Source organism: Maribellus comscasis, assembly GCF_009762775.1.
GTDB classification, from domain to species: domain Bacteria; phylum Bacteroidota; class Bacteroidia; order Bacteroidales; family Prolixibacteraceae; genus Draconibacterium; species Draconibacterium comscasis.
On the sequence record NZ_CP046401.1, the window covers coordinates 4,008,752 to 4,028,072 of the forward strand.

The following is a 19,321-nucleotide window of genomic DNA, read 5'->3' on the forward strand; positions in this document are numbered from 1 at the left end:
GTTTTTAGAATTTAATATTAACACCAAGCAAAATTGTTCTCGGTCGAGGATAATAACCTAAATCAACTCCCGAAGAACCATTTTCAACACCATAACCAATTTCAGGATCCATCCCGTTGTATTTAGTAAAAGTGAAGGCGTTTTGCACCGAAGCATACAATCTGAATTGGCTCAGGTAATTGTATCTTATCAGTTTTGAGAAATCGTAGCCAAGTGTGATGTTGCTTATTCTCAGGAAATCTCCGTCTTTAATAAAAATATCGGAGAACAGATAGTTAACATTGGTTTCGGTAACTCTTGGAATTGTTGTTGAGGTTCCTTCTCCATGCCACCTGTCGAGAATTTCAGTTGTGTAATTGGCAAATGCGTTCGCCTGGTTGCGGTACGACTGCACCAGTTGATTTCCTGCTACACCGTTGGCTGAAAGGGAAAAGTCGAGCCCTTTATAGTCAAATCCAAAAGTAAATCCAAAAGTGTAATCAGGGTTGGGATCTCCAATCATGGTTTTGTCATCTTCATTAATAACTCCGTTGTTATCAATATCTATGTATCTTAAATCTCCGGGTCGGGCTGACGGCTGAATTAACTCTCCGTCTGCTCCGGTATATGCATTAACCTCTGCTTCATTTTGAAAAATACCATCGGTTTTCCAGCCCCAGAAATAACCAATCGGGTAACCCGTTTCCGCACGGTGATAAAATTCGAGCGCATTGTCATAAAGCATATTTGTCAATCCGTGCACAATTCCGTCATCTGTAGGAACTTCGGTTACTTCATTTTTGTTTTTTGAGATATTACCTGAAATAAAATAATTGAATTTACCGATGTTGTCGTTCCAGTTTAATGCCAGTTCGATGCCTGAATTTTTTACGTTGCCACCGTTAATAAAGGGGGCTTCGGCACCGGCTGTTGCTAAAATAGGAGCTTCGAGCAACCAGTCTTTTGTCCTTTTGTTATACCAGTCGAAATTAATTCCGAGCTTTGTATCAATAAATCGGGCATCAAAACCAATGTTGGTTTGTTCTGAAGTTTCCCAAACCAGATTCTCGTTGGCTAATCTGCTTGGATATGCTCCTGTTGAGTTTCCTGAAGCATCAAAGTCTGCTGAGCCAAAATAATAGTTGCTGCCGTTAACCACATTGTTATCACCGTCCCGGTATCCTTCTCCTACAATTATAGGAGCCAAATATTGCCATGCACTGATGTTTTGGTTTCCTACCTGTCCCCAGCTTGCCCTGATTTTCAGGAAGTCCATCCAGTTTTGAGTAGTCCCCATGAATGATTCATTTGTAACGACCCACCCCGCAGATACCGAAGGGAAATTTCCCCAGCGGTGTTCTTTGTCAAATCTTGATGATCCATCACGCCGGAAAGTGGCATTTAATAAATATTTTTCCTGAAAGTTATAGCTTAATCTTCCAAAATAGGAGAGTAACATTGATTCATCAAAAGGTGAACCGCCATATGAAAGTAAGGTAAGATCGGTATTTGTTGTATTATCAATATACGCATGTTCCAAATCGGAAAGTATAAGGTCGGAATTCGTAACATACACCGATGAGCCTCTGTTGCGGTAGGCCGAAGTTCCGGCCATTGCAGTAAGGGAGTGGTCGTTTAGCTTATAATTGTATGTTAAAATATTATCCCAGGTTAACGCCAGCCCTTTACTCAAATTCTGGCTTGCTTCATCATGCAGGCGAAAAGCGTAAATGGATAATTCATATGCCGGCTTGTACGAGCGTCCTTCACTTGTGTAAAAATCAACCCCAAATGTTGTTTTGTAGGTTAAATTTGTAATTGGGTTAATTTCCAGGTAAATGTCACCAAATATTTTTTGATTGTTGTTTTTACTTTGGTTATTTAACACCATCGACGCATAAGGGTTATTTTCACCCGGAGCCCATGGTACCCATTCTTCTCCGTTGTGCATAACTCCGGCTCCTGCAGTATTGTTCAGGTAATTGCCTTCATCGTCATACATCGGCAGAAACGGACTAGTATTAAAAGCACTGCGTAGTGTATTATTGTACTGATCTCCTACACTAATGCCTTTTTTTTCAGTATGGCCAAAGGTTAAATGCTGACCTATTTTTAAAAAACCATCGTAAAGTTTATGTTCTGTATTTATTCTGAAGTTGTAACGGTCATAATTTGAAACGGAAGGTCCGCCGACAATTCCTTCCTGTCCTGTGTAGGAAAGAGACATAGAGTAGGTGGAGGCATCATTTCCACCGTTAATTCCTAAATTATAGTTTTGGGTAACAGCATTGTCATATAACATCTCATCCATCCAATCGGTTCCTTCTCCCATGGCTGCAACTTCTGACGCAGAGAAATAAGGCAGTTTCCCTGAGTTTATAGCGGTTTCGTTCATAATCACAGCATATTCCCTGCTGTTTAGCAAATCAACTTTTCTGGCTGCGTTTTGGTATCCGTAGTAGGCATCAAACGAAATTTGTGCTTTTCCTTTTGCCCCGGATTTTGTAGTAATCAGAACAACGCCATTTGCTGCCTGCGAACCATAAATAGCTGCCGATGCAGCATCTTTTAAAACATCAATGCTCTCAATATCTGCATTGTTCAGGTATGAGATGTCGCCGGTTTGCACCCCGTCAACCACATAAAGCGGCCCCGAATTACCGATGGTTCCCAAACCGCGAACAACAACCTTTAAGCCTTCGCCGGGCTGACCTGATGTTGAAGAAATTTGTACGCCCGGGGTTTGCCCCTGCAAAGCTTGTAAGGCACTGGTTGTATTTCTTTTCCGGAGTTTGTCGCCATCAACCTGAATGGTTGCGCCGGTAACTAGTTTTTTCTTTTGAACACCATAACCAACTACAACAACTTCATCAAAAAGTTCTACCTCCTGTTCCAGCGGTACATCGATTGTTGTTTTTCCCGCAACCGGAATTTCCTGAGATTTAAAGCCGATAAACGAAATGACCAGGATGTCGTCTTCCATTACATCAAGGGTGAATTTGCCGTCCAAATCGGTAGCAGACCCCCGTGTTGTCCCCTTTACAATTACTGATACTCCCGGAATGGGAGAACCTGTAGCCGCTTCGGTAACCACTCCGGAAACCTCTTTTGTTGGCTGGGCAATTACGATTTGTGTGAGAAATACTGTCAAAATCAACAATATACCTTTGATTCGTATATTTGATGATTTTGCAGAGGAGTTTATGGAGAAACTCCTGTCACTGCAATTTTTTTTCATACGTAAAAGTTTAATTAGATTATTAATTCTCTCAATTCTTACAATTTAGCTGCGATGAAAATTCCGTTTCCGGAAATTCATAATAAATCAATTTTAAAAGTATAGACATGGGGATGAAGACATGTGAGAAAATGTTTTTGCTTGGTGTATGAAGTGTTAATGCGGGTGTATAAAATGTAAAAAAGCACCGCTCAGTTTGTTAACGTTTTTAATACGTTTTTTTATTTTTTGTTCTTATTTTATTGACGGAAAGGTGATTTGTTCAGGCTTTGAAGATAAAATGTTGGTTCTCCCTTTTTTCAATTTTTCCATGTGGAGGTTTTCTTCCCGGCTACTAATTTTGAATCGGATAATGACAGATCTGTTTTTACATTTAATCAAATCGGATTGCTTTCTCAGGTGAAATTTTGCTGATAAGGAAACTCGGTATTATGAGCATTACTATCGTAATGGTGATACTTGCCAGGTTTAAAATAAGAATATGGAGAATGGAGAAATTAACTGGCGCTACATCAACATAATACATTGCAGGATCCAGTTTTACCACATGAAAAACTTTTTGAATGATAATAATTGCAATCGCGATTATATTTCCCCAAAGCATGCCACTGCCGGTTAGAAAGAAAGAGAGGTATAAAAAAACCTTTCGGACCGACCAGTTCGGGCTTCCGAGTGCTTTCAAAATGCCAATCATATTTATTCGCTCGAGGATTAAAACCAGTAACCCTGATATCATATTAAAACCGGCAACTACGCTCAACAGAATTAGAATCACCCATACATTCATATCAATAACCGAAAGCCAATCAAATATTTGCGGATATTCGCGCGTAATGTTGAGTGTGCGCAAAATCGTTGAATTTTCTTCGCTGTAGCTGATTACCTGGTTTCTTACCCGCTGTTCAATTTCTTCGGTACTGAAAAAATTGTCAACTGTAATTTCAAAGCCACTTATCTGGTCGTTCTGCCAGTCATTTAAACGTTGAATGTGTTTTAAATCGCCAAGAATAAAAACATTGTCAAATTCTTCCAGACCAGTGCGATAAATCCCGCAAACCTTAAGTTGTAAGATTCTGGGGAGGTTTTCATCTTCGTTTAAAAAATAAATAAATACATCGTCGTTTAACTTTAAGTGCAGCAGCTGTAAAACCTGCTCCGACAAAATAATTTCATTTACCCTCGCCGAATCGTTCAAGGCAGGAATGCGGCCTTCAATCAGGTTTTTTCTGAAAAAGTCCCAGTTGTAATCTTTGTCAACACCCTTAAAAACAATACCCTGCAAATATTCGTCGGTTTTTATCATTCCGGGTTTTGTAGCATAAACATCTACACGGTTGATTCCTTTTATTTTTTTTATTTCGGGGACAAAAGCCTGGTTTTTTGAAATTGGTTTTGTTTCATATGAATTGTTGGAATCGAAATTAATGATTTGAATATGCGAACCAAAACCAACTATTTTACTTCTGATTTCGTTTTTGAACCCGGTAACCACCGCCACCGAAATTATCATTACCGCCAGCCCGAGTGCAATGCCAAATAAGGCAATCCGTATTATTTTGTGCGACAAATATTTTTTATTGCTTTTGTCGAAAAATAATTTGCGAGCGATAAATAGTTCGGTGTTCATCCGAAAAAGTTTTAAATTTTGGAAATTCTGAAGTCAGAAATCAGGCACCTGCCGGCTCCACATCGTTTCTTCTGTTTATAAACGGTAAAACAAGCAACGAAATTATACCAATGATAATAATCATCAGTGTCATTGAAGAGTGGGCCACAAACGCAAAAATAATTCCGTTTTCGTTGGCAATACCATAAAGCGAAAGTGCTTCCTTGGCCATAAAGTGCCATGCTCCTATTCCACCCTGTACCGGAGCCACCATCCCAAAACTCGCCAGAACAAAAGTGGTTAAGCCGGCAATCGGATTTAAATCGCTTGTAAAATCGAACGCGAAAAAAACCACATACAACATTAAATAATACATGGCCCAAATAAAAAACGAATGAAAAAAGAACCAGCCTTTTCTTTTTATTGAACCAATAGAAATAAATCCTTCTTTAAAATTATTGATGATTTCTACAAGTTTAGTGAAAACCACCGTGTGTTTAAATGCTTTTCTGAAAATATACATAAGAACAATCAAAACGACCAATCCACCAATTAAATATGGAGATGTAATAATTGAACCAAGCTTTTCTTCAATGCCTGGATTGTTATGAAGAAAGCTCAACATTTCGCCAAATTGCGAAAAAATGACAATTGCCAGCAGTACCAAAAGAGAAACCATGTCAACCGCTCTTTCCGCAACGACAGTCCCTATCAGTTTTGTAAACGAAAGTTTTTCATAACGTGATAACACTCCACATCTCGATATTTCTCCCATTCGGGGTATCGCCATGTTCATCAGATATCCTACCATAACTGCCAGAAAAGTATTTACAAACCTTGGTTTATGCCCAATGGGCTCAATCATCAATCCCCATCGTAAAGTACGGCTTATATGACTAAGCAATCCAATGAAAAGAGAAACAATAACCCAAACATAATTTACATCGTTTTTTAGTACCGATTTAATTCGTTCAATATCTTGATCTTTATAAATAAGCCAGAAAATAAATGCGCCAACAGCAAAAAAGGCCAGAAACTTTAATACGTTAAGTACAATTTTTTTCAATCTGTAGTTTTTTTGGGTGCAAACCGGTTTCAAAATAATAATCCCTAAATTTTTATTACTTTCGGGATGCGAAATTTAAATGGCTGCAACTATTCGTAGCGAACAAAAATATAAATTTGTTTTATTAATTTCGATAAAAAGAATATAAGGTTATAACAGAAATGGACGAGGCGGGGAGTAATGAATATTGTAAGACCCAAAAAAAAACTTGGTCAGCATTTTTTGAAAGATCAGAATATTGCACGTAAAATTGTTGACAGTCTGGGAACTACCGAACCCAATGTGTTAGAAGTAGGACCCGGGATGGGAGTGCTGACACAGTTTTTGCTTGAACGTCCCGAACTTAATGTTCATGTTATAGAAATAGACAAGGAATCGGTTGAGTATTTATATCAAAATTTTCCGGCGCTGGAAAATCATATTTATTCTGAAGATTTTTTGAAATTTAATTTTCCCGATCTTTTCGAAGGAAAGTTCAATATCATAGGGAACTTTCCCTACAACATTTCTTCTCAAATATTTTTCCGGGTTCTTGAATTCAGAAACCGGATCCCCGAGGTTGTCGGAATGATTCAGAAAGAGGTAGCCGAAAGAATTAACGCCGGCCACGGAAATAAGACCTATGGAATCTTGAGTGTGTTGCTTCAAACTTTTTATCAGATAGAATATCTTTTTACGGTTTCCGAACAGGTTTTTACTCCCCCTCCAAAAGTAAAATCGGCGGTAATCCGTTTAGTGCGCAACGACCGGACCGATTTGCCGTGTGATGAAACGCTTTTTTTTAAAGTAGTAAAAGCGGCTTTCAACCAGCGGCGAAAGATGCTTCGGAACTCTCTGAAGGAAATTTGTATTGATCTTCCCGCCGAATATGCTGAAAAAAGACCTGAGCAGCTCTCTGTTGATGACTACATTGAATTAACTTGCGGAATTGAAAATCAAATCAAAAAGACAGGACATGCAATTTGAAATTTCAAGAGAATATATCGATCACATCAAAGAACTTGTTGAAAACGACAACAAGAACGAATTGCAGCAGTTGATGGAGGAACTCCACCCCGCTGACATTGCAGAGGTAATGGATGATTTGAGCATGGACGAAGCCAAATACATCTACTTGCTTCTTGACGGAGAAAAGGCTTCTGATGTTTTGGTTGAAATTCCCGAAAACGACCGGCGAAGATTCCTGAAGGTATTGCCACCCGAGTTTATTGCCAGTAAGTTTATCGAATACATGGACTCTGATGATGCGGCGGATGTTGTTGCAGCTTTGGATGACGATGTAAAAAAAGAGGTTTTAAACGAGATTGAGGATATTGAGCAGGCCGGCGATATTGTTGACCTTTTGGAATATGAAGAAGACTCTGCCGGGGGAATTATGGCAAAAGAACTGGTGGTGGTAAATACAAACTGGACCGTTGCCACCTGTTTAAAAGAAATTAGCCGGCAGGCCGAGGAGGTAGATGAAATCTACTATATTTATGTGGTCGACGATGCCGAAAAACTGAAGGGTGTTCTTTCACTCAAAAAACTCATTCTGAACAATACAAATACAAAAATTTCGAATATCTATAACCCGGATGTAAAAATGGTTGATACCAGTACCCGGCAGGAAGAAGTAGCGGAAATTATGGATAAATACGACTTGGTTGCGATTCCTGTGGTTGACGAAATTGGTCGGTTGAAAGGTAGGATTACCTTTGACGATGTCATTGATTTTGTGCGTGAAGAGGCCGAGAAAGATTACCAAATGGTATCGGGTATTACCGGCGATGTTGAACCGGGCGATAAGGTTTGGGAGCTACTACGGGCACGTTTCCCCTGGTTGTTAATCGGGCTGCTTGGCGGGATTATGGGAGCACTTGTTTTGGGAAGCCATGAAGATGCATTGAGTAAAGTCACCGAACTGGCGTTTTTTATACCCTTAATTGCTGCAATGGCGGGAAATGTGGGAGTACAGTCGTCCTCGATTGTGGTGCAAAGCATTGCCAGCGGCGTGAAAGATATTGAATCGACGTCTAAAAAATTAATAAAGGAAATTTCAGTGGCCTTATTAACCGCTTCTATTTTTGCGATACTTATTTTTATCTACAATTATTTTACACAGGGGAATATGGATCTTACTTTTTCTGTGTCTATTTCTTTGTTTATTGTAATTATATTCGCGTCATTTTTTGGAACCACAATTCCATTAATATTGCATCGTTTAAAAATAGATCCAGCACTTGCAACAGGACCTTTTATAACTACAATGAACGACATTTGCGGCTTGCTTATTTATCTGATGATTGGAAAGATGTTTTTTGAATTTTTATAAGAACAGCTTGTGTTTGTAAAAAAAATCGTAATTGGCAGGAAAGATATTGCCGACTTCGAAAAACTCGGTTTGTTGAGTATTGAAGTGAAAGTGGACTCGGGAGCTTATACATCCAGTTTTCATTGCCATAAAATTTCGTGTATTGAAAAAGAGGGGGAAAACTGGGTAAAATGTAATTTCCTGGATCCGGATCATGAAATGTACCACGAAAAAGAATTTTGTTTTCCGGTTCACAAAACACGTCGTGTAAAAAGTTCAAACGGCATGGTGGAAGAAAGGTATTCCATAATTACTGACATAAAAATATTTGAAAATATTTATCCTATAGAATTAACGTTGACGGAAAGACAAGATATGAAACATCCGGTTTTACTGGGCCGGAAATTTCTGTCAAAGAAATTTATTGTCGATACGTCAAAAAAGAATCTTTCAAAAAAGAGAGAGAAGATAGAAATTAAATTACCGAAAAAAGCAGACAGATGAAGATTGTAATCCTATCAAGAAATCCACATTTATATTCAACAAAACGATTGGTTCAGGCAGGAGAAAAACGAAAACATGAAATGGTGGTGGTGGACCACACCAAATGCGATTTAATCATTGAAAAAAAGAACCCGGTTATTATTTACAAAGGGGCAAAGCTGGAAAATGTCGATGCTGTGATTCCGCGAATTGGGGCATCAGTCACATTTTACGGGACAGCTGTGGTTCGCCAGTTTGAAATGATGAAGGTGTTTACTGCAGTGGAATCGCAGGCTCTCGTTCGTTCACGTGATAAACTCCGCAGTTTTCAGATATTGTCGCGTGCCGGTTTAGGTTTGCCAAAAACTGTTTTTACCAATTACTCAAAAAATGTAAAAGACATTATTAAAGGAGCGGGTGGTACGCCGGTGGTTATCAAACTGCTTGAAGGAACACAAGGACTTGGTGTGGTTTTAGCTGAAACAGATAATGCAGCCGAATCGGTGCTGGAAGCTTTTAATGGTTTAAAGGCAAGGGTAATTGTTCAGGAATTTGTAAAAGAAGCTAAAGGTGCTGATATCAGAGCATTTGTCGTTGATGGCGTTGTGGTTGGAGCCATGAAACGCCAGGCAAAAAAAGGTGAATTCCGATCCAATCTGCACCGTGGAGGATCGGCCGAGATTATTGAACTTTCGGAGGATGAAGAAAATGCTGCCTTAAAAGCTGCACGTGTAATGGGGCTTGGCATTTGCGGTGTTGATATGTTACAATCAGACCACGGGCCCCTGATTCTGGAGGTAAATTCGTCGCCGGGTCTGGAAGGTATCGAGTCCGCAACCGGAAAAGACATCGCCAAAAGCATTATTCGTTACATTGAACGAAATGTTTGATTCAAAATATGAATAAGAGAAAGAAAATTACCATTCTGGGTGAGGAAATTGCGCCCGGTAAAAAAAGAATTTTAAACCTCGACATTGCCCGTTTGCATACCTATTCAAAAATTGAAATTCCTGTAATTGTTGAACGTGCAAAAGAAGAAGGACTGGTTCTTTTATTAAACGCCGGGATTCACGGAAACGAATTAAACGGGGTTGAAATTGTTCGCGAATTGCTCGCGAGAAAATTTACGAAACCCGAAAAAGGAATAGTAATTAGTATTCCTACGTTGAATATTTTTGGGTTTATCAATCAAACCCGCGAATTTCCCGATGGCAAAGATTTAAACCGCATTTTTCCGGGTTCGCAAAAAGGTTCACTCGCTGGTATTTTTGCTCATCACATGATGAAAGAGATTATTCCGCATGTAGATTATTGTATCGATTTTCATACCGGAGGAGCACGTCGTTTTAATTCTTCGCAGATTCGCATTTCTAAAGACAATGAAGAATTGCTTGAGTTGGCAAAGATTTTTAATCCGCGGTTTATTGTTTATGCCGGGCAACGTGAAAAATCGTTTCGGCAGGCGGCTACACTTGCAGGCAAAAAAGTGTTGCTTTTTGAAGGCGGAAAGACACACGACTTTAATCAGCGCATTACAAAACGAGGGGTTTCAGGAACAATGAAACTGATGCAATATCTCGGGATGCGTGACTTTTCGGAGGAATTGGAGAAGATGAACAATTATTCCGATGCAGTTATTATTAAAAATTCTACGTGGCTGCGCGCACGGCAGGGTGGGCTGTTTCGGTTTTTTATAAAAGACGGAGCAAAAGTAAAAAAGGATGAAATTATTGGTACCATATCCGATCCGTACGGGAAATACGAATACAAAATAAAAATACCTGCTGACGGGCACATTATTGGCCTAAACCACGCACCGGTGGTATACAAAGGCGATGCCTTGCTGCATTTAGGGTTTGAATAAACTAACTAAACAGAATTTATTGCTTCTACCGGATCGAGTTTGGCGGCAGATCGTGCTGGCATTAATCCGGCAATAAAACCAATAACACTTGAAATCAATAAGCCTCTTACGATATTTCCAACTGTTAAAACAATAGTAAATTCACTAACATAAGTGACAATCTGTGTCCCGATAAAAATCAATACCAGACCAACTACTCCTCCAATCAATGAAAGTACAATGGCTTCAAAGATAAATTGTAACAAAATAAAGTACCGTTTAGCTCCGAGCGATTTTTGAATGCCGATAATTCTTGTACGTTCTTTTACCGAAACAAACATGATATTGGCAATTCCAAAGCCGCCCACCAAAATGGAAAATCCGCCGATAATTGCACCGGCAAGGTTGATTACTCCAAAAAGCTGGTCAAACTGGTTTGAGATCAGGTTTACTTCATTTAGAGCAAAATCATTTTCCTCCATTGGTTTTAAACGATGGATATTTCGCATAATTCCTTCCAGCTCGGCAATAAATTCATCCTGGTCAACATTTTGTTTTGCTTTTACGCAAATGGTTTGCCCGCGGTCGCGATTTCGGACGTCGACCATATAAAACGATTTTGTGGCCGAGATTTGGATATAGTTGTCCATGCTCGTCCCAAACATGTCTTGCCCCATTTTCTCGTAAACCCCAATTATTCTGAATTTGTATCCCTGGATTTTTATTGTTGTCCCCACCGGGTTCGTTCCGCTGAACAATTTATTGGCTATTTCTGCTCCAATTACAGTTACCGGTGCGCCTGAGTTCATTTCAGCTTCGGTAAAATATCGTCCCTGGTTAAGTTCCAGGTTCCAGACATCATACAGTGGATAAGATGTGGCCAGGATAGTTGCATTCTCGAGTTTGTCGGAACCGGATTGAACAGTTCTGGAGAATCCGAAAAAGAAAGAGGCGTTGTCTATGGTATTCCCCCGTCTCACCAATTCTTCTGTTTCTTCAGGAGTTGGTGAGGGCCGATTTAAATATCTCCACCATGGATACTCTGTTTCTCCTTCCGGTGGTGTCCAGGGCCATTTTTGAACATAAACCATGTCACTTCCCAGCGAATTCAAACTCTCTTTGATAAACCGTTCGAGTGAATCGATTACTGTAAAAACCGAAATAATAGCAAAAATTCCAATGGTAATTCCCAAAAGCGAAAGCAAAGTTCGCAACTTGTTTGCCCTTAGCGAACCAAACGCAAAACTAAAACTTTCAAATATGAGTCTTAAAAGCAACATTCAGGAAATGGATTTCGGTTTTAAAAATACAACTTGTTTAAACGATAAAAATTAAAATTTCTTAAAAAAGTAATTTTCCTTTATTAGTGCATTTTTTTTGTAATGATTACAGTTTATATTTAAGATTGAAAACAAACTTAAAAAAATCCAAAATAAAATTTTTTTATCCTTTTGTTTTTTAACAATATCTGCATTGATTTTTTTATCTTTGCAATCGAATTCGAAAAATGGAATAAATGGCTGATAATAAAAAAATTAAGACTGCTCTTGTCTCGGTCTTTCATAAAGAAAATCTGGATGTAATTATTAAAAAGTTAAATGAATTAGGTGTTAAAATTTTAAGTACAGGGGGAACAAAAAGTTTTATCGAGTCGCTTGGAGTACCCGTAACATCAGTTGAAAGTCTTACAGGTTATCCTTCAATTTTAGGAGGTCGTGTAAAAACACTTCACCCAAAAGTTTTTGGTGGAATTTTGTCGCGACGTGATAATCAGGGAGATGTAAGCCAGTTGACAGAATATGAGATCCCTGAAATTGATTTGGTGATTGTTGATTTGTATCCCTTTGAAGATACCGTTGCTTCAGGAGCAGAGGAGCAGGACATAATTGAAAAAATTGATATTGGTGGAATTTCCCTGATTCGGGCCGCTGCGAAAAATTTCAAAGATGTTGTGATTGTTCCGTCTCAAAAAGAATATCAGTCATTGCTTGATTTTTTGAATGAAAAAGGCGGTGAGTTTTCGCTTGCAGACAGAAAATGGTTTGCAGGAAAAGCATTTGGTGTTTCATCGCATTACGATGCTGCAATTTTTGGTTATTTCAATAATAACGAAGATGAAGCAACTAAAAGAATCAGCCTGAACAACGGACATGTTTTGCGTTATGGTGAGAATCCACATCAAAAAGCAACCTTTTTTAAATTTGATAATTCTCCTGAAAAAGACACTTTGGCCAATGCCGATGTTTTACAGGGGAAAGCGCTTTCATATAACAATATGCTTGATGCCGATGCCGCATGGAAATCGGCAAGTGATGCCTACCATTCAGTAAAACACATCGAAAACAAAGTTGCTGTTTCGGTAATTAAACACCTAAATCCGTGTGGGTTGGCAGTGACCGATAATACTTTAAAATCGCTGGAACTGGCCTGGGCGGGTGATCCGATTAGTGCATATGGAAGTATTATTTGTTTTACCGACACAGTGACAAAAGAAGTGGCTGAGTGGTTTGGGAAAAAGTTTGTTGAAATTGTTATCGCTCCCGAATTTAGTGAAGGTGCGCTTGAAGTTTTTAGCAAAAAGAAAAACCTGCGTTTATTGGTAACGCCGGTAAAAAATGAAATTACAGGAGAAAAATTATATCGTTCTATAAGTGGCGGAATGCTGGTTCAGGATGAAGATGAAGGGCTGGATACGGAATTCAAAAATGTAACCAATCGTCCGTTTGAACCGGGAAAATTAAATCTGGCCAAATTTGGTGTTACAGCATGTAAACATTTGAAGAGTAATTCAATTGCCGTTGTCACTGAAAATGAAGATGGTTCGTTTTGGCTGACCGGTGCCGGGATGGGGCAGCCTAATCGCCTGGATAGTTTACGTCATCTGACCATGCCGCGTTTTAAAATGAAAGAAGGACTTGACATTGAAAGTTCGGTTTTAATTTCGGATGCATTTTTCCCGTTCCGCGACAGTATTGAAGCGGCTAACGAATACGGAGTAAAATACATTATCGAACCCGGAGGAAGTATTCGCGATGATGAAGTGATTGAAGCATGCAACGAATTTGGAATCGCCATGGCATTTACCGGACGCAGACATTTCAAACATTAACAATAAACTGGATAATATTTAGTTTAAATAAGTATTTAAATTAATATGGGATTATTTTCTTTTTTGACACAGGAGATTGCGATTGACCTGGGAACAGCTAACACCATTATCATTCATAACGATAAAATTGTGGTAGATGAACCTTCGATTGTTGCCATTGATTTGAAAACCGAAAAAATGGTGGCAATTGGGGAAAAAGCCAGGCAAATGCAGGGGAAGACACATGCGAACCTGAAAACAATCAGGCCGCTAAGAGATGGTGTGATTGCAGATTTTAACGCTGCAGAGCAGATGATACGGGGTATGATTAAGATGATTAATCCCAAGTCGAGAATGTTTTCACCGGCATTAAAAATGGTTATTTGTATTCCTTCGGGAAGTACTGAGGTGGAAATTCGTGCAGTACGCGATTCATCTGAACATGCCGGCGGGAGAGAAGTATACATGATTTATGAGCCGCTTGCAGCAGCCATCGGTATTGGACTGGATGTGGAAGCACCGGAAGGAAATATGGTAGTGGATATTGGTGGCGGAACAACCGAAATTGCTGTAATCTCTTTGGGAGGAATTGTTACCAATAAATCTATCCGGATTGCCGGAGATGATTTAACAGCTGATATTATGGAATATATGAGACACCAGCATAATATCAAAATAGGTGAACGTACAGCAGAGGAAATTAAAATACATGTTGGTTCGGCACTGTCACAGTTAAAAGATCCGCCGCCGGATTATGTAGTACAAGGACCTAACCAAATGACCGCACTGCCGATTGAAGTTCCCGTTTCATATCAGGAGATTGCACATTGTTTGGAAAAGTCAATTTCAAAAATTGAAACTGCAGTGTTAAGCGCGATGGAGCAAACCCCGCCCGAATTGTATGCTGATATTGTAACCAAAGGAATTTGGCTGGCGGGAGGTGGAGCCTTGCTTAAAGGTTTGGATAAACGTCTTTCAGACAAAATAGGAATTCCCTTCCATATTGCAGAGGACCCATTGAGAGCGGTTGTGCGAGGGACTGGAATAGCATTAAAGAATGTAGATAAATTCTCTTTCCTGATCAGATAACGGTCAGGATTTTTTTAATTTCAGATGAGGAGTCTTTTCAGGTATTTATTTCGGAATTACGGTTTTTTCCTTTTTGTCATATTGGAAATAATCGCCTTGTTTTTAGTATTTAATTACAATAGCTATCAAAAAGTAAAATACCTGAATTCATCCAATGTGGTTGCCGGTTCTGTTTACAATTCATTCAATTCGGTAGTTAGTTATTTTGCGTTGGCAAGGGTTAATGAAGAACTGGCAACGGAAAATGCAAAGCTAAGGTCACGCTTTCAGGCCGATGAAATTAATCCGATGGTTTTCGAGAATGAGCTACCAGCCTTTGTACCATCCGATTCAACACTTTTTCGGTTTGTTTCCGCAAAGGTTATTAATAATTCGGTGAATAGACCTTTTAATTACATTACGCTAAACAAAGGAAGAAAAGACGGGGTGAAACCCGATCAGGGAATTATATCAGCCAGTGGAATTGTAGGGGTTGTAACCAATGTTTTAGAATCATATTCCATGGGTTTGTCGGTTTTAAATCAGCGTTGGAGTGTTTCCTCGAAACTTAAAAAGAATGGTTCTCTGGGCTCGCTGCTTTGGGATGGCGATGATTACAGGTTTGCGGAGCTAATGGAGATTCCTTTTCATGTTGAGTTTCAATTGGGCGATACCATTATTACCAGTGGTTATTCATCTGTTTTTCCTGAGGGAGTAATGATTGGTACTGTTTATGCATTTGATAAACCTGCAGGAGAAAACTACTATGACATAACAGTAAAATTAACAACTAATTTTAAGGCGCTTTCATATGTTGAAGTAGTAGAGAATTTGCATGTAGATGAAATAAAAGAACTTGAAAATCTAATTCAGGAAGATGAGAGGGGGAATTAGATATATCGCCATGTTTATGAGCCTGGTACTGGTGCAGGTATTGGTACTAAATCAGATCCAGGTGAATGGATATTTAAATCCTTACATTTATGTTTTATTCATAATGTTACTGCCTTTAAGTTTGCCGTTGTATGTGGTATTACCACTTGCTTTTGTAACTGGGCTTACCGTTGACATTTTTTCAAACACTTTAGGAATACACGCTGCGGCTACAACCTTTGTAGCATACATACGACCATTAGTTAGCCGTTCAATATCAACTCATGAAGAGGATCGGAGTGATTATCCGGGAATGAAATACAACGGATTCCGCTGGTTTTTATACTACACCATCATCATGGTGTTTTTTCATCATACCATTCTGTTCTATCTCGAGATTTTTACATTTGCCGATTTTGCCCAAACTTTTTATCGTATTGTTTTAAGTTCTCTTTTTTCAATTTTTATTATAGTTTTAAGTCAGTTTATTGTTTTCAGAGACTAATTTTGCAGAGTGAATAATTTTTCGAAGAGGAGCTATATTATTATTGCCATATTTGCTGTTATTGGCCTTGTTTATATTATTCGTTTGTTTAGCCTACAGGTTGTTGATTCAACCTATAAGCAGTTTGCAACAAATAATATACTGCGCGAGATTGTTCAATATCCGGCACGTGGGCTCATTTATGACCGGAACGGCAAGTTGCTGGTTATAAACAAGGCGGCGTACGATTTGTTGATTACGCCGCGGGAAGTAAAGACCTTTGATACGCTTCAATTGTGTAATCTTCTTGAAATAACCAGGGAAGAACTTGAAATAAAAATTCAGGAAGCGAAAGACTATTCGCGGTATAAACCATCCATTCTTGTAAAACAGATTCCTCCTGAAAGCTATGCAAATCTGCAGGAACAGTTGTATAAGTTCAGGGGCTTTCACACCCAATCGAGAACTTTAAGAGAATACGAAACCACCGCTGCATCACATGTTTTGGGGTATGTTGGTGAAGTTACCGCCAGCGATATTAAAAACAGTGCTTATTACAACATGGGCGACTATATTGGAGTAAGCGGTATTGAAAAAACGTATGAAGAAGCTCTGCGAGGAACCAAAGGAGTACAAAAAAAACTGGTTGATGTACATAATCGTATTCAGGGGAGTTTTCTGGACGGACAGGAAGATGTTCCTGCACAAATTGGCAAAAATGTAACTTCTTCTATTGAGCTGGATTTGCAATTGTATGCCGAGAAATTATTTCAAAACAAAATTGGAAGTGTGGTTGCCATCGAGCCGTCAACCGGAGAAATACTTGCTATGGTAAGCGCCCCTACTTATGACCCCGGTTTATTGGTTGGTCGGGTAAGGGGAAGTAATTATGCGAAGCTAGTTGCCGATACCCTAAAACCTTTGTTTAACAGGGCGCTGCTGGCTGAATATCCTCCTGGTTCTACGTTTAAAATATTGAATGTTCTTATAGGGTTACAGGAACAGGCGATAAATCTTTATACCCGGTTTTCCTGTGCCGGACCTGCTTCCACTCCAATCCGTTGTACACATAACCATGTAACGCCTTTAGGGCCGATTCAGGCTATTAAAGAGTCCTGTAATCCCTTTTTATGGAATACATTCCGTGCAATAATAAATAAAGGAAAAACGTCTGCTGACGGTTTTAATATGTGGAGGGAATATGTGCAAAGTTTTGGGCTGGGCAAAAAATTGGGTTCCGATTTACAATACGAAAATAAAGGAAATGTTCCGACGGAAGAGTATTATAACCGGTTTTACGGAGCTGGCCACTGGAACGCAATGACTGTTCGTTCTCTGGCGATCGGGCAGGGAGAACTTGGTATCACTCCTTTGCAATTGGCAAACTACTGCGCTGCAATTGCAAACAAAGGCTACTATTATATCCCGCACGTTGTAAAAGAAGTTGAGGGAGAAAAACTAAAAGAAGATTTTCTGGAAAAAGTAAATACCAATATTTCTGAAGAGTTTTTTGAGCCGGTAATTGAGGGTATGCAAAGAGTGGTAGAAACAACCAATGCTTCTGTTTTTATGAAGATTCCAGAAGTTGTTATGTGCGGAAAGACCGGTACTGTTCAGAATCCACATGGAGAAGATCATTCTGCTTTTATGGCGTTTGCGCCAAAAGATAATCCCAGGATTGCTATTTCTGTTTATGTTGAAAATAGTGGCTACGGCTCAATGTTTGCTGCTCCGATTGCAAGTTTACTTGTTGAAAAATATTTAAAAGGAGAAGTGGAAGAAAGCCGGAAATGGGTTGAAGAAAGAATGCTTAATATTGATTTGATACATCCGAAACAGGAAAATTGATATGGCAAAGAGAAACAATGTATGGGCGAATATCGACTGGGTGACGGTTTTGTTGTTCCTTTTACTCATATTTTTGGGCTGGATTAATATTTATGCTGCTATTTATAATCCTGAAAATCAGAGTATTTTTGATGTTTCAGAACGTTATGGGAAACAGTTAATTTGGATTGGAGCGGCACTTGCACTTGGTTTTCTAATTTTACTCATTGAAACTAATTTTTATGTGTTCTTTTCCTATATTATTTATGGATTCTTTATTTTGTTGCTCATCCTTGTGCTGTTTATGGGGAAGGAAATTAATGGCGCCAGGTCATGGTTTGATATTGGTGGAGTAAGACTGCAGCCTTCTGAATTTGGAAAATTTGCAACTGCTTTAGCTCTTGCAAAGTACATGAGTTCTTTTGGGTTTAAATTGCAGCGATTTAAGTCGATTGTGGTAATTACTTTACTTATTTTGGCCCCTGCTTTTTTTATTTTGCTTCAAAACGATACCGGCTCTGCCTTGGTTTATTTCTCATTTGTCCTGGTTCTTTTTAGAGAAGGCTTGTCAGGGGTGATTTTATTTTTTGGCTCGCTGATAGCCCTGCTTTTTGTTCTGGCATTGGTGCTTTCAAACTTAATTCTCAACGCTGTACTGCTTGGAGCAGTTCTGAGCATATTTTTGATTATGAACACGAGGTTGAAACAGTTTGGTATAATCCTGATAATATTTTCTTTAAGTATAGGAGCATTTTTTGGGTTAAATGAAATTGCCTCAACCGAATACCAGCCTGCCGACTTTTTGTTTGCCGGTGGATTATTGGGGGCATTAATTACACTGATATACAGTATTCGTAAACAAATACGCAATTACATAATAGTAACGGTAATATTTATAGGAGCCTTGCTTTTTAGTGTGTCGGTTGACTATGGGTTTACAAATCTGCTGGAACCCCACCAGCAAGTGCGGATAAACGAACTTTTGGGGATAGAATCAAATCCACAGGGAGCTGGTTATCACGTAAACCAGAGTAAAATTGCCATTGGTTCCGGTGGATTCTGGGGGAAAGGTTTTTTAAACGGCACGCAAACAAAATTCGATTTTGTTCCCGAACAGAGCACAGACTTTATTTTTTGTACCGTCGGCGAGGAATGGGGGTTTGTAGGGACCTTTGTGCTGATAATATTGTTTTTAACCCTGTTTATCCGGCTTGTGCTTTTAGCTGAACGACAACGGTCGGGGTTTTCGCGGATTTATGGTTATTCAGTAGCTGTTATTCTTTTTTTTCACTTCATGGTAAATATTGGTATGACAATAGGGATTATGCCTGTAATTGGTATTCCTTTACCATTTTTTAGTTACGGAGGCTCGTCACTTTGGTCGTTTACCATCCTCTTGTTTATTTTTATCCGGCTGGATGCAAGTCGCTTAGATCATTTGTCTAACTAAACCGAATGTTTCGGAATCTGCTC

15 protein-coding genes are annotated in these 19,321 nt (G+C 39.1%); 11 read left to right on the forward strand and 4 right to left on the reverse strand.

From position 1 onward, the window contains the following. Positions 1-4 precede the first annotated feature (4 nt). The 3 genes from GM418_RS15825 to GM418_RS15835 form a co-directional block, all read right to left on the reverse strand. Positions 5-3,217, reverse strand: a complete 3,213-nt coding sequence (locus GM418_RS15825) for a SusC/RagA family TonB-linked outer membrane protein (protein ID WP_158868011.1) — start codon at positions 3,215-3,217, stop codon at positions 5-7. 373 nt (positions 3,218-3,590) lie between these two features. After that, positions 3,591-4,844, reverse strand: a complete 1,254-nt coding sequence (locus GM418_RS15830; protein ID WP_158868013.1) for an ABC transporter permease — start codon at positions 4,842-4,844, stop codon at positions 3,591-3,593. A 40-nt stretch (positions 4,845-4,884) separates the two neighbouring features. Then, the gene (locus tag GM418_RS15835) at positions 4,885-5,889 is read right to left on the reverse strand and encodes a lysylphosphatidylglycerol synthase transmembrane domain-containing protein (RefSeq protein WP_158868015.1); all 1,005 of its coding nucleotides are present in this window, start codon (positions 5,887-5,889) and stop codon (positions 4,885-4,887) included. A 180-nt stretch (positions 5,890-6,069) separates the two neighbouring features. Between GM418_RS15835 and rsmA the strand changes: the two genes are divergently transcribed. From rsmA to GM418_RS15860, 5 genes are read left to right on the forward strand one after another with little or no spacing between them, the layout of a single operon-like run. Continuing rightward, on the forward strand, positions 6,070-6,855 hold the full coding sequence (rsmA, locus tag GM418_RS15840) for a 16S rRNA (adenine(1518)-N(6)/adenine(1519)-N(6))-dimethyltransferase RsmA (protein ID WP_158868017.1): 786 nt from the start codon (positions 6,070-6,072) through the stop codon (positions 6,853-6,855). Beyond that, positions 6,845-8,203, forward strand: coding sequence for a magnesium transporter (mgtE, locus tag GM418_RS15845; protein ID WP_158868019.1), 1,359 nt, complete (start codon positions 6,845-6,847; stop codon positions 8,201-8,203). The genes rsmA and mgtE overlap by 11 nt, the downstream gene beginning before the upstream one ends. Before the next feature lie 9 nt (positions 8,204-8,212). Further along, entirely contained in the window at positions 8,213-8,686 is a 474-nt protein-coding gene (locus tag GM418_RS15850) for an ATP-dependent zinc protease family protein (protein WP_158868021.1), read from the forward strand. Continuing rightward, positions 8,683-9,555, forward strand: coding sequence for a 30S ribosomal protein S6--L-glutamate ligase (rimK, locus tag GM418_RS15855; protein ID WP_158868023.1), 873 nt, complete (start codon positions 8,683-8,685; stop codon positions 9,553-9,555). The genes GM418_RS15850 and rimK overlap by 4 nt, the downstream gene beginning before the upstream one ends. An 8-nt stretch (positions 9,556-9,563) precedes the next feature. Then, on the forward strand, positions 9,564-10,529 hold the full coding sequence (locus tag GM418_RS15860; RefSeq protein ID WP_158868025.1) for a succinylglutamate desuccinylase/aspartoacylase family protein: 966 nt from the start codon (positions 9,564-9,566) through the stop codon (positions 10,527-10,529). Positions 10,530-10,534: 5 nt separating this feature from the next. Here GM418_RS15860 and GM418_RS15865 read toward each other — a convergent pair whose 3' ends face one another. Further along, entirely contained in the window at positions 10,535-11,788 is a 1,254-nt protein-coding gene (locus GM418_RS15865) for an ABC transporter permease (protein ID WP_158868027.1), read from the reverse strand. 236 nt (positions 11,789-12,024) lie between these two features. Here GM418_RS15865 and purH point away from each other — a divergent pair, with 236 nt between their 5' ends. The 6 genes from purH to rodA are packed head-to-tail and all read left to right on the forward strand — an operon-like array spanning position 12,025 to position 19,298. Beyond that, positions 12,025-13,617 (forward strand): bifunctional phosphoribosylaminoimidazolecarboxamide formyltransferase/IMP cyclohydrolase, encoded by a 1,593-nt coding sequence (purH, locus tag GM418_RS15870; protein WP_158868029.1) that lies wholly within the window; start codon positions 12,025-12,027, stop codon positions 13,615-13,617. A 45-nt stretch (positions 13,618-13,662) separates the two neighbouring features. Next, on the forward strand, positions 13,663-14,685 hold the full coding sequence (locus tag GM418_RS15875; RefSeq protein ID WP_158868031.1) for a rod shape-determining protein: 1,023 nt from the start codon (positions 13,663-13,665) through the stop codon (positions 14,683-14,685). Between the two features lie 24 nt (positions 14,686-14,709). After that, entirely contained in the window at positions 14,710-15,558 is an 849-nt protein-coding gene (mreC, locus tag GM418_RS15880; protein ID WP_158868033.1) for a rod shape-determining protein MreC, read from the forward strand. Further along, complete coding sequence (gene mreD / locus GM418_RS15885; protein WP_158868035.1) at positions 15,542-16,042, forward strand: rod shape-determining protein MreD; 501 nt, start codon at positions 15,542-15,544, stop codon at positions 16,040-16,042. Before mreC ends, mreD begins: the two co-directional genes overlap by 17 nt. A gap of 9 nt (positions 16,043-16,051) precedes the next feature. After that, positions 16,052-17,869, forward strand: coding sequence for a penicillin-binding protein 2 (gene mrdA, locus GM418_RS15890; protein ID WP_158868037.1), 1,818 nt, complete (start codon positions 16,052-16,054; stop codon positions 17,867-17,869). Between the two features lies 1 nt (position 17,870). Continuing rightward, positions 17,871-19,298 (forward strand): rod shape-determining protein RodA, encoded by a 1,428-nt coding sequence (gene rodA, locus GM418_RS15895; protein ID WP_158868039.1) that lies wholly within the window; start codon positions 17,871-17,873, stop codon positions 19,296-19,298. Positions 19,299-19,321: the final 23 nt, after the last annotated feature.